Here is an 11102-nt window from a genome sequence, read left to right on the forward strand (position 1 = left end):
GAGCGGGGCATTCCGGTGCTCACGTCTCCGCTGCCGACGACCAAACTATCCAGTAAACTGACCACCTATCTGGAAGGCCGTCTGGCACCGACGACGACAATGCACGGTGTACTGGTTGATGTGTACGGGATGGGTGTGCTAATCGTTGGACAGAGCTCGATCGGAAAAAGTGAAACTGCGCTGGAGCTGGTAAAACGAGGCCACCGCCTTGTGGCGGATGATGCGGTTGAAATTCGCCAGACGCAGGAGAACCAGCTAATTGGCAGCGCGCCGGAGCTTATCCAGCATCTGCTCGAAATCCGCGGTGTTGGCATTATTAACATCATGACATTGTTCGGGGCGGGGGCTATTCGTAATTACAAACGAATCTCGCTTGTCATCCGGCTTGAAATCTGGGATCCAAACAAAGTATACGAGCGGCTCGGTCTCGACGAAGAAAAAATGAAGATTATGGACACCGAAGTGCCGCAGATTACGATTCCTGTGCGTCCGGGCCGAAACCTGGCCGTTATCGTAGAAGTGGCGTCCATGAACTTCCGCTTGAAGCGTATGGGATACAATGCGGCGGTCGTCTTTAGCAAGAAGCTGACCGATACGATTGAAGACGCGGTGGAAGACATCTAGACGGGGAGGTACAGGTGAGTATGCCAAAGGCGATTGACCCGGTTGCGTTTCAACTGGGGCCCTTATCCGTACACTGGTACGGCATTATTCTAGGCACGGCCGCACTCGTCGGTTTGCTGCTGGCACTGCGCGAGGCGAAGCGGGTCGGCATGGACTCGGAGACGATTATGGATGTGGTCATGTACGCAGTTCCGGCGGCCATTATCGGGGCGCGTATTTATTATGTCATTTTCCGCTGGGACGAGTATTACAGCTCTCATCCCGAAGAGATTATCGCGGTTTGGCATGGCGGAATTGCCATCCACGGGGCATTGATTGCCTCCGTTCTGACCGCGTACATCTACTCGCGCGTAAAAAGGATTTCGTTCTGGCGGCTGGCAGACGTAGTGGCGCCAAGCCTAATTATCGGACAGGCTATCGGACGCTGGGGAAACTTCATGAACCAGGAAGCGCACGGCGGTCCGGTCAGTCTCGAGTTTTTGCAAAGCCTGCATCTGCCTCAGTTTATTATCGATCAGATGTATATTCTAGACCCGACGACGAATACATACTTGTATTATCATCCGACATTTCTGTATGAATCGATCTGGAATTTGCTTGGCTTCTTTGTATTGATTACGATTCGGCGTGTGGGTAAACTGCGGCGGGGCGATTTGTTCCTCACGTATATAATCTGGTATTCGGCCGGCCGCTTTTTCGTCGAAGGACTGCGTACGGATAGCTTGATGCTGACGGATACGCTGCGCGTTGCGCAGGTGATTAGCCTTTTGTTGATTGCGCTTGCGATAATCATAATGATGGTATTACGGAAATTGGGGTACGCCTCTAAGCGTTATGGTGAAGAATAAAGAAAAGATAATTTCCCCGGAAGGAAAGAAGGGTTGGAATGAACCGCTATCAGTATGTGTTGTTTGATCTTGATGGTACATTAATTGATACGAATAATTTGATTTTGACCTCGTTTATGTATACGCTGGAGAAATTTTATCCCGGCAAGTATACGCGGGAGGATATTATCCCGCATATGGGCAAGCCGCTCTATGATCAGATGAAACTGTTCGGACCGGAGCGGGCGGAAGAGTTGGTGCAGATATATCGTGAGCATAATGAGCAGGTACACGATGAGCTGGTAGAAGAGTTTCCAAACGTATTGGAGACAATTGAAGATCTTGCCGAGATGGGTGTTAAAATGGGCATCGTGACCACCAAGCAGCGCAAGACTGCAGAAATGGGCCTGCGCCTCTTCGGATTGGATACGTATATGGATGCATTCGTCTGCTATCAGGATACGAAGAATCATAAACCGCATCCGGAGCCGGTGCAGAAGGCGATGCAAGCACTTGGAGCCGACCCGGCACGTACGCTGATGGTAGGGGACAGCCAATATGATATTCAGGCGGCGCAGAATGCCGGTGTTGCTTCCGCGGGTGTTGCCTGGAGCATGAAAGGCGCTTCGTTTTTATCCGCGTTTGATCCGACGTATTTGCTGAATGATATACGCGATCTGATTCAGATTGTGAAGCAGCCGGTTCGTCAGGCATAAGAGGTGGCGGATGGCGAAACGACAGACCGAACGCTACCCGGTCCAGGGTGCGAATTCTCTCTGGCAGGTGTACAAAACGGTGAGTTTCTGGAAAGTGGTCAAGTGCTTTGCCGTCGTACAGCTTGCCCGTTATACGCCCTGGATGCCGTTAAAGAATTGGATGTACCGCACATTTCTCGGCATGGAGATTGGAGAGAATACCGCGGTCGCATTGATGGTGATGATGGATACGATGTTTCCGGAGCGAATTTCTATCGGCTCTAACAGCATCATCGGCTATAACACGACGATCTTGGCTCATGAATATTTGATTGACGAATATCGATTGGGTGATGTGAAGATTGGATCGCGTGTGATGATAGGGGCTAACTCGACGATTTTACCGGGTGTTACCATCGGCGACGGCGCAGTCGTATCCGCGGCTACCCTCGTCAATGCGGATGTGCCTGCCGGCGCCTTCGTCGGAGGCAATCCTATGCGCATCATTCGCCAGCCGGAAACGCAGCCAAAATGAATGAAGAGCGAATCGGAAAATATCCGGTTCGTTTTTTCGTGTCTATAGCTGCTTTCGGATTCGCATATTACAGATAATAAAAGCGAAACGGTGATTGTATTGATAGCGCTTGCAATTTTTAAAGCGTGCTGTAAGTGGTTGACGGATGGAAATGGGAGTGTTAGACTACACTCAACAAGAAAATCCTTTAGTTTGGTAGCGAACTAAAGGATAAGACGAGGAGTGGAAGGCAGGATGTCGAAACCGTTAGGATTTGAGAAGCCGCTGGGCATGCGGGATATACTTCCCGATGTGCTGGAGAAACAGCGATGGCTGGAACAACAGGTCAAAGCCTGCATGAAGCAATGGGGGTATCGGGAGATTGCGACTCCTACGCTTGAATACTATGATACGGTAGGCGGGGCGAGTGCCACGCTTGATAATAAATTATTCAAATTGCTGGACAGTGAAGGGAAAACAGTTGTCTTGCGTCCGGACATGACGGCACCGATTGCGAGGGTGGCCTCTTCGCTGCTAAAGGAAGAGCCGCTGCCGCTGCGCCTCATGTACACGGCGAACGTATTCCGGGCGCAGAAGAATGAAGCCGGACGCAATGCGGAGTTCACACAGCTTGGCATCGAGTACCTCGGATCGTCTTCCGTTGACGCGGACGCCGAAGCCATTGCGCTGGCCGTCTCCGTGTTGAAAGCGGCGGGCGTAGGCGTATTCAAAATCGCGGTCGGGCATATCGGCTTCCTGGAAGGATTGCTTGAAGAGATTGTAGAAAAGAAAGAAGACCGGGAAAAGCTAAAGGAATTTTTATACTATCGCGATTATGTAGGGTTCCGCCACTATGTGAAGGAGCTGGCGCTTCCGGAAGCGGGTGCGGCACGCCTGTATGAACTTTTAAAGCTGCGCGGTGGCAAAGATCTGCTGGATCGGGCGGAAGCCATCACGATTAACGGACAGGCCCGCAAAGCCGTTACCAATCTGCGGCAGCTGTGGGAAGCGCTCGAAGCGTATCAAGTAGAGCAATATATTTTGCTGGATTTAAACCTGCTCAGCAATCTGGATTATTATACGGGTATTCTGTTTGAAGGTTATGCAGCCAATCAAGGTTTCTCTATTTGTACCGGAGGTCGCTATGACGGATTGATGGCGCAGTTTGGCCGTCCGTGCCCGGCTACGGGGTTTGCGGTGCAGATGGACAGCCTTATCGAAGCGGCTGACTATCAGCCGGCGCGGCCGAAGAAATTCCTCATCCTCTACCATGCAGCGCAGAGGACGGAAGCATTGGAGAAAGCGAGAGTGCTGCGTACCGGGGAAAACGCGGTAGTCATCGCTCAGCGTAAGGAAGAATGGACGCAGGCCAGTACTGCGCCCTATACAGAAGTGATTGACTTGACGGGGGAGGAAGCGACATGACAATAAATACGAAAGAAAAGCTTATCGTAGCGATGCCGAAGGGCCGGATTTTTGAAGAGGCAGCGGATTTGTTACGAAAAGCCGGCGTCCCGCTTCCTCCGGAATTCGATGATTCGCGCAAGCTTATCGTTCCGGTCCCGGAAGCGAACCTCGATTTCATCCTCGCCAAACCGACTGATGTGCCCACGTATGTAGAATACGGCGTGGCGGATATCGGAGTTGTAGGGAAGGACGTGCTGCTGGAAGAGGAGCGGGACGTATACGAATTACTGGACTTAAAAATCAGCCGCTGCCGTATTTCTGTGGCGGGCCTTCCTGATTGGAAGCCGTCCGGAAGCACCGCGCCCCGTGTCGCAACGAAGTATCCACGGGTCGCATCCAGGTATTTTCGCGAACAAGGCCAGCAGGTAGAGGTTATTAAGCTGAATGGCTCGATTGAGCTGGCACCGCTGATCGGTCTTGCCGACCGGATTGTTGACATTGTATCGACCGGGCGAACGTTAAAAGAGAACGGGCTGGTCGAACTGGAAGAGATTATGCCGATTACAACCCGCTTAATCGCAAACCGGGTCAGCTACCGGATGAAGAGCGAAGCGGTCGATTATATATACGAGAAATTCGCTTCAATTGTGGAGGAGATATAGTTCATGATGAAGATTGTCGAGGCTGCGAATTTTTCCACCCGGCGCGATGTGGAGACAGGAACCAAAACCCAGCGTGCCGCAGTGCTTGAGATTCTGCAGGCGGTAAAAAACGAAGGCGACGCCGCTGTGCTTCGTTTTACTGAACAATTTGACCGCATTACGCTTGATGGGATGCGGGTAATGGAAGAGGAGTTTCGCCAGGCATTGGATGAAATTGATTCGGAAGTGCGAGACGCGATTCGCGAAGCGGTTGCCAATATTCGTGACTACCACAGCCGTCAAATGCGTCAATCCTGGATGACAACGCAGGAGTCTGGCACTATGCTCGGACAGTTAATCCGTCCGCTGCAGCGGGTGGGTCTGTATGTTCCGGGCGGTACCGCAGCGTATCCGTCCTCGGTGCTGATGAATGCCATTCCGGCACAAGTGGCCGGAGTAGAAGAGATTGCGGTGGTTACGCCGCCGGGCAAAGACGGAGCCGTTAACCCGGGCGTGCTTGTTGCGGCTTATGAGCTGGGCGTGAAAGAGGTGTACAAGGTAGGCGGTGCGCAGGCAATTGCTGCGCTCACATACGGAACCGAGACCATCAAACCGGTGGATAAAATCGTCGGGCCCGGCAATATTTACGTTGCGTTGGCAAAGCGCGAAGTATTCGGCCTTGTGGACATTGATATGGTGGCAGGACCCAGTGAAATCGTTGTGCTGGCGGATAGCTCGGCGAATCCGGTTTATGTGGCGGCGGATTTGTTGTCTCAGGCGGAGCATGACGCGATGGCGTCCGCCGTGCTGGTGACTACGTGTCGCAAGCTGGCACAGGCCGTACAGCAGGAAGTGGAGCAGCAGTTGGCTGTACTTCCGCGTAAGGAGATTGCAGAAGCATCTATCCGTGAACATGGCGCAATCTGCGTAGTAGACAGCGTTGAACAGGGGCTGGATGTGGTCAACCGGCTGGCGCCAGAGCACCTGGAAGTGATGCTGGAAGATCCGATGGCGCATATCGGGAAAATTAAAAACGCAGGAGCGATTTTCCTGGGTCCATACAGCTCCGAACCGGTGGGCGACTATTTCGCCGGACCGAATCATGTACTGCCGACGAACGGTACGGCGCGGTTCTCGTCGCCGCTTAATGTGGACGATTTTCTTAAGAAATCCAGCTTAATTTCTTACAGCCGGCAGGATTTGCTGGCGCATGGGGCCAAGATTATTGCACTGGCCCGCCAGGAGGGACTTGAAGCGCATGCGCGGGCCATTCAGGTTCGGCTGGACAACGAACAGAAATAGGGGGAGTTGCAAGCATGAGACAGGCATCTATTGAACGTAAAACGAATGAGACCGACATTCGACTTACATTTAATATCGACGGAGAAGGTAAAACGGAATTACAGACCGACGTTCCTTTTCTTAACCATATGCTCGATCTGTTTACAAAGCACGGCCAGTTCGATTTAACCGTGCAAGCCAAAGGCGATATCGAAATCGATTACCATCATACAGTGGAAGACATTGCGATTTGCCTGGGCCAGGCGTTTCGCGAAGCGCTGGGTGATAAAAAGGGCATCAAGCGGTACAGCAGCGTATTTGTACCGATGGATGAAGCACTCGGACAGGTTATCATCGACATCAGCAACCGTCCGCATCTGGAATACCGCGCCGAATTCCCATCCGCCAATGTAGGCAACTTCCCGGTGGAACTGTTTCATGAATTTTTCTGGAAGCTGGCGCTTGAAGCGCGTATTACACTTCATATTATTGTGCACTATGGGCACAATACGCATCACATGATTGAGGCGGTATTCAAAGCGCTTGGACGTGCGCTGGACGAAGCGACTACGATTGATCCGCGGGTGAAAGGAGTCCCGTCGACGAAAGGGATGTTATAGATGATTGCGATTATTGACTATGGAATGGGCAACCTTCACAGTGTAAGCAAAGCCGTAGAGCGGCTTGGATATGAGTATACGTTTGTATCGGACGCAGCATCGCTTCTGAATACGGAAGGTGCGATTTTGCCTGGTGTAGGAGCCTTCGGGGACGCGATGAAAAATCTGCGTGAACTCGGTCTGATAGAGCCGATTCGTCAGTTCGCCGCAAGCGGCAAGCCGCTGCTTGGCATCTGCCTGGGTATGCAGCTTCTGTTTGAGAGCAGCGAAGAACACGGCCAGAATGAAGGGCTTAACATCTTGCCCGGACATATAGCGCGTTTTCAGGGCGATTATAAAATTCCGCATATGGGCTGGAATCGCCTGGAGTTCCTGCAGCAAAATCCGATTTTTGCCGGTGTAGAAGAAGGCTATGTCTATTTCGTACACTCCTACTTCCTGCAGCCGACAGAGGAAAATCGTCCGGTTCTGCTGGCGACGGCGGATTACTATCAGGAGGTTCCGGCGATTGTAGGCAAGGGGAGCGTATACGGCATGCAATTTCATCCGGAGAAAAGCGGTACGGTCGGCATGAAGCTGCTTGAGAATTTTACGAAGCTGTGCGAAACGGCGCGCACGAAATAAACGAGCGACGGAGAGGGAGTAGAGAGATGAGTTTCATTATTTATCCGGCGATTGATATTCGCGGCGGCAAGTGCGTGCGCCTGCTGCAGGGCGACTATAACCAGGAGACAGTATATGGCGATTCTCCGGTAGAGATGGCGAAGCAGTGGGCTTCTCAGGGTGCAGAATGGGTTCACTTAGTTGACCTGGACGGAGCTAAAGCCGGGCAGCCGGTTAACGACGAAATTGTGCTGGAGATTGCCCGGACACTGAACGTTCCGGTTCAGATTGGCGGAGGCTTGCGCCGCATGGAAGACATTGACCGCTATATCCAGGGGGGCGTGAGCCGGGTGATCCTCGGTACGGCGGCGATTCAGGATCAGCCGTTTACCGAACGCGTTCTGGAGAAGTACGGTGATAAAGTCGCCATCGGTATCGATGCCAGAAACGGTTATGTGGCGACGCACGGCTGGCTTGAGACTTCAGAAGTGACGGCAGAAGAGCTGGCTAAAGCGCTGATTGCCAAAGGGGCGGAAACGTTTATTTATACGGATATCTCACGGGACGGCACATTGGAAGGGCCGAATACGGAAGCGATTGTTCAACTGGCACGTGCAACCGGAAAAAATGTCATTGCATCCGGCGGGGTGAGCGTAGAGCAGGATTTGCTGGATTTGGCGCAGTACGCCGGTGATGGTGTAGGCGGTGCAATTGTTGGCAAAGCGCTGTATACCGAACGAGTCAGTCTTCCACAGGCGTTGAAGCGGATTAGGGAGGGAGTCTGATATGCTGGCAAAGCGAATCATACCTTGTCTGGATGTAAAAGAAGGCCGGGTCGTAAAAGGTGTTAGCTTCGTAAATCTACGTGATGCAGGTGATCCCGTGGAGCTGGCGAAGCGCTACAGCGCAGAAGGCGCTGATGAGCTGGTGTTTCTCGATATCTCCGCTTCGCACGAAGGCCGCGAGACTATGGTAGAAGTGGTTGAGAATACTGCCGCCAATGTTACGATTCCATTTACGGTGGGCGGCGGCATTAATACGGTAGATGACATGCGCCGTATTCTTCGGGCAGGCGCTGATAAAGTATCCGTTAATACGGCGGCTGTGAAACGTCCGGAATTGGTAAAGGAGGGCGCCGAAGTGTTCGGCAGCCAATGCATCGTGGTCGCCATTGACGCAAAAGCGCGTGAAAATGGCGAAGGCTGGGAAGTCTATACGCATGGCGGACGCCAGGCGACCGGCATCGATGCGGTGGAATGGGCCAAACGGGTAGAAGCATTGGGCGCAGGAGAGATTTTGCTGACAAGTATGGATTGTGACGGGCAGAAAGACGGCTTTGCCCTTGCATTGACAAAGGCGGTTTCCGAAGCGGTACGTATTCCGGTTATTGCATCCGGCGGCGCAGGAGCCAAAGAGCATTTTTATGATGCGTTTGTGGCTGGAAAAGCGGATGCCGCATTGGCAGCATCGATTTTTCACTATAAAGAAACGTCCATTAAAGAAGTGAAGCAGTATCTGCATGAACAAAACATCGAAATGCGCATGGTAGAGGAGATAGTGGAATGAACATGGAGAGCATCAAGTTTGATGAAAACGGGCTGATTGCGGCAATTGTACAGGATGCGCAGAGTAAAGAAGTGCTGACCCTTGCATACATGAACAAAGAATCGCTGGCCAAAACATTGGAGACGCGTGAAACATGGTTCTGGAGCCGTTCGCGTCAGGAACTGTGGCATAAAGGAGCCACGTCCGGGAATGTACAAAAAGTTGTCGACATTCTATACGACTGTGATAGCGATGCTCTGGTCGTTAAAGTGATTCCGACCGGTCCAGCCTGTCATAAAAATGTATATTCCTGTTTTGCCGATTCTTTGCTGGAGGAAGCGGGCATGGTTGTTGGCAACCCTTCCGCCGATAATGGAGACGTGGAAAGCCGTTTTGACATCATTAACCGGCTGGAAGCGTTAATTGCGAAACGGGAAGCAGAGATGCCAGAAGGCTCGTATACAACGTACCTGTTTACGGAGGGCGTAGACAAGATTCTGAAGAAAGTAGGTGAAGAAGCCAGCGAAGTGATTATTGCAGCAAAAAATCGCAGCCATGATGAGCTTCGTTACGAAGCGGCGGATTTGCTGTTTCACCTGCTTGTGCTGCTTCGTGAGCAGAAGCTTCCGTTTGATGCGGTGCTTCAGGAACTCTCAAAACGACACGCGAAATAATGATAGGGGCGCTGCTGCAAAAGCTGCGCCTCTTTTCATGATATAGGAAAAACGTGCGTGGCATGTGCCGGCCGTTGCTTTTTCCGCATGGAGCGTGTGGCCCGAAGGGAGGGAAAGACCGGCAATGCCCGCGAGTTTTCTTATTCATCGTATTTTTTTAATTTGTAAATGAGTTCTTTGGCAGATATATCATAAGCTCCGGCGTTAATACGAAATAGAATCGGCGTATTTCGGTCATTAATGCCGTCTCTAGCGCTGAAAAAAAGCTGAACGCCTGCTTCTTTTGCGGCCTGGAGAACCGTTTCATTGTAGTCGCCATAAGGAAAAGCCAGCAGACGGGGTTGTGCTCCGAGTTTCTCGTTGATAATGACGTTAGCCAGAGCGATATCATTCTTAACACGCTTTTTATATTCTTTCGGATTTTCCAGTCGTTTTTGTTCTTCCAGGTATATAGGGTGAGCTAATGCGTGCATGACAGGAGCATCTTTTTTACCTGGAAGATAGTGATGATGGTCATACGTATGGGAGTAAAAGCTTTGACCGTTCTGTTTCATTTCTTTCATTTGCTCCCAGGTAAGGTGGGGAAGCAACGGCCTGGCTTCAGGATCATCCGAAGAATATACAACGATGAAATTTGTGGCGGATACACGCTCTTCTTGAAGAATAGGATACGCCCTCGTATAGAAGCTTTCGTATCCGTCATCAAATGTAATGTGAATGGCGTTTGGCGGCAGCGGTTTATTCTCTTTCATAAAAGCAAGCAATTCATCCATAGAGATAAAACGGTAATTTTCTTTCTTTAAAGCACGGATATGGCTTTGAAATTTCTCTTGGGAAATAGTAACGCCGTCTTCTTTATCATCAATATGATGGTAGAGAAGCACAATAACTTTGTCTTTATAATGAATACGATCTGATTGTGCGGTCACTTTTTCCACTGTCTTGAACAAAGCGGCGGCATTAAAAAATGCCAAGAGCGACAGCAGAACAATGAGCACCTTTTTCTTTCTCTCCACGTACTTCCTCTTCTCCCACGTGCGATTTTTATTTCATTTCTAAAAAGATTTTAAACAGGATGAAGCAGAAATAAAAGGATTTTATTTCTAGAAAATCACCATGGCGTCTCAGCCGCAACCCCGGCATGAAAATGGAGGGAAGGGCGGCTGACTCTTGAGATAAGAAGGAAAAGAGAGGAGAGAACGAGACAATGATTTCAATGGGGAAAAAGGCGACCGCCTTTTTCTTCCTTAGATCTTTTTTCCTCTATCTCTCCTTCTTTCCTCACGATTTTCGCAGAAAAATGATTGCTTCGTAATGATGAACATGGTATATTACTAACTATCGCTGTTGAAAAGCTAAAATGATTAGAGTACAATGCTTTAAATGACTTTTTAAAAAGTGCTTGTAATTGGATTTTAAATGTAATAAAATAATAAGGTCATCGCTGAAATGCGGTGATGCATGAAAGAATGAATTCCTTGAAAACTGAACAGCACCACTCGATGTGCGCGAGTAAAATAACCCATAAAACGAAGAACGCCGACGTCTTGTCGGCAACGTCGAATGAACAACATCCATGCTGTTCCGCAGTAGCTCAGTCGGTAGAGCAGAGGACTGAAAATCCGCGTGTCGGCGGTTCGAATCCGTTCCCTCCACCACGTACATTGGGGT

Annotated in this window: 13 protein-coding genes; 12 read left to right on the forward strand and 1 reads right to left on the reverse strand. The window is 50.6% G+C overall.

Annotation, left to right across the window (positions count from 1 at the left end):
- The 12 genes from hprK to hisIE all read left to right on the forward strand — a co-directional run.
- Window positions 1-624: HPr(Ser) kinase/phosphatase (gene hprK / locus B2899_RS10330; RefSeq protein ID WP_286885587.1), on the forward strand; the 624-nt coding region annotated here is incomplete at its 5' end.
- Between the two features lie 20 nt (window positions 625-644).
- A complete protein-coding gene (gene lgt, locus B2899_RS10335; protein ID WP_146812070.1) occupies window positions 645-1472 on the forward strand; it encodes a prolipoprotein diacylglyceryl transferase in 828 nt (275 codons plus the stop codon).
- A gap of 38 nt (window positions 1473-1510) precedes the next feature.
- Window positions 1511-2167 (forward strand): pyrophosphatase PpaX, encoded by a 657-nt coding sequence (gene ppaX / locus B2899_RS10340; RefSeq protein ID WP_146812068.1) that lies wholly within the window; start codon window positions 1511-1513, stop codon window positions 2165-2167.
- A gap of 10 nt (window positions 2168-2177) precedes the next feature.
- On the forward strand, window positions 2178-2681 hold the full coding sequence (locus B2899_RS10345; RefSeq protein WP_286885589.1) for an acyltransferase: 504 nt from the start codon (window positions 2178-2180) through the stop codon (window positions 2679-2681).
- A gap of 234 nt (window positions 2682-2915) precedes the next feature.
- Entirely contained in the window at window positions 2916-4085 is a 1170-nt protein-coding gene (locus B2899_RS10350) for an ATP phosphoribosyltransferase regulatory subunit (RefSeq protein WP_286885592.1), read from the forward strand.
- Window positions 4082-4729, forward strand: coding sequence for an ATP phosphoribosyltransferase (gene hisG, locus B2899_RS10355; RefSeq protein WP_146812065.1), 648 nt, complete (start codon window positions 4082-4084; stop codon window positions 4727-4729). Before B2899_RS10350 ends, hisG begins: the two co-directional genes overlap by 4 nt.
- A 6-nt stretch (window positions 4730-4735) precedes the next feature.
- Window positions 4736-6010 (forward strand): histidinol dehydrogenase, encoded by a 1275-nt coding sequence (gene hisD / locus B2899_RS10360; protein WP_286885627.1) that lies wholly within the window; start codon window positions 4736-4738, stop codon window positions 6008-6010.
- A 14-nt stretch (window positions 6011-6024) separates the two neighbouring features.
- Complete coding sequence (hisB, locus tag B2899_RS10365; RefSeq protein WP_170230379.1) at window positions 6025-6609, forward strand: imidazoleglycerol-phosphate dehydratase HisB; 585 nt, start codon at window positions 6025-6027, stop codon at window positions 6607-6609.
- Complete coding sequence (hisH, locus tag B2899_RS10370; protein ID WP_286885595.1) at window positions 6610-7233, forward strand: imidazole glycerol phosphate synthase subunit HisH; 624 nt, start codon at window positions 6610-6612, stop codon at window positions 7231-7233.
- Between the two features lie 26 nt (window positions 7234-7259).
- On the forward strand, window positions 7260-7997 hold the full coding sequence (hisA, locus tag B2899_RS10375; RefSeq protein WP_146812062.1) for a 1-(5-phosphoribosyl)-5-[(5-phosphoribosylamino)methylideneamino]imidazole-4-carboxamide isomerase: 738 nt from the start codon (window positions 7260-7262) through the stop codon (window positions 7995-7997).
- Between the two features lies 1 nt (window position 7998).
- Window positions 7999-8778: an imidazole glycerol phosphate synthase subunit HisF gene (gene hisF, locus B2899_RS10380; protein WP_146812061.1), complete on the forward strand. Its 780-nt coding sequence runs from the start codon at window positions 7999-8001 to the stop codon at window positions 8776-8778.
- Window positions 8775-9431, forward strand: a complete 657-nt coding sequence (gene hisIE / locus B2899_RS10385) for a bifunctional phosphoribosyl-AMP cyclohydrolase/phosphoribosyl-ATP diphosphatase HisIE (RefSeq protein WP_146812060.1) — start codon at window positions 8775-8777, stop codon at window positions 9429-9431. Before hisF ends, hisIE begins: the two co-directional genes overlap by 4 nt.
- Before the next feature lie 140 nt (window positions 9432-9571).
- Here hisIE and B2899_RS10390 read toward each other — a convergent pair whose 3' ends face one another.
- A complete protein-coding gene (locus B2899_RS10390; RefSeq protein ID WP_286885600.1) occupies window positions 9572-10447 on the reverse strand; it encodes a polysaccharide deacetylase family protein in 876 nt (291 codons plus the stop codon).
- Window positions 10448-11102: the final 655 nt, after the last annotated feature.

Origin of the sequence: Aneurinibacillus sp. UBA3580 (genome assembly GCF_002375825.1) — a bacterium.
Lineage (GTDB): Bacteria > Bacillota > Bacilli > Aneurinibacillales > Aneurinibacillaceae > Aneurinibacillus > Aneurinibacillus danicus.

Bases quoted from the DNA above. Each gene is read 5' to 3' on its own strand.
- lgt (WP_146812070.1), top strand. From the start codon at position 645: ATGCCAAAGGCGATTGACCCGGTTGCGTTTCAACTGGGGCCCTTATCC.
- ppaX (WP_146812068.1), top strand. From the start codon at position 1,511: ATGAACCGCTATCAGTATGTGTTGTTTGATCTTGATGGTACATTAATT.
- B2899_RS10345 (WP_286885589.1), top strand. From the start codon at position 2,178: ATGGCGAAACGACAGACCGAACGCTACCCGGTCCAGGGTGCGAATTCT.
- B2899_RS10350 (WP_286885592.1), top strand. From the start codon at position 2,916: ATGTCGAAACCGTTAGGATTTGAGAAGCCGCTGGGCATGCGGGATATA.
- hisG (WP_146812065.1), top strand. From the start codon at position 4,082: ATGACAATAAATACGAAAGAAAAGCTTATCGTAGCGATGCCGAAGGGC.
- hisD (WP_286885627.1), top strand. From the start codon at position 4,736: ATGAAGATTGTCGAGGCTGCGAATTTTTCCACCCGGCGCGATGTGGAG.
- hisB (WP_170230379.1), top strand. From the start codon at position 6,025: ATGAGACAGGCATCTATTGAACGTAAAACGAATGAGACCGACATTCGA.
- hisH (WP_286885595.1), top strand. From the start codon at position 6,610: ATGATTGCGATTATTGACTATGGAATGGGCAACCTTCACAGTGTAAGC.
- hisA (WP_146812062.1), top strand. From the start codon at position 7,260: ATGAGTTTCATTATTTATCCGGCGATTGATATTCGCGGCGGCAAGTGC.
- hisF (WP_146812061.1), top strand. From the start codon at position 7,999: ATGCTGGCAAAGCGAATCATACCTTGTCTGGATGTAAAAGAAGGCCGG.
- hisIE (WP_146812060.1), top strand. From the start codon at position 8,775: ATGAACATGGAGAGCATCAAGTTTGATGAAAACGGGCTGATTGCGGCA.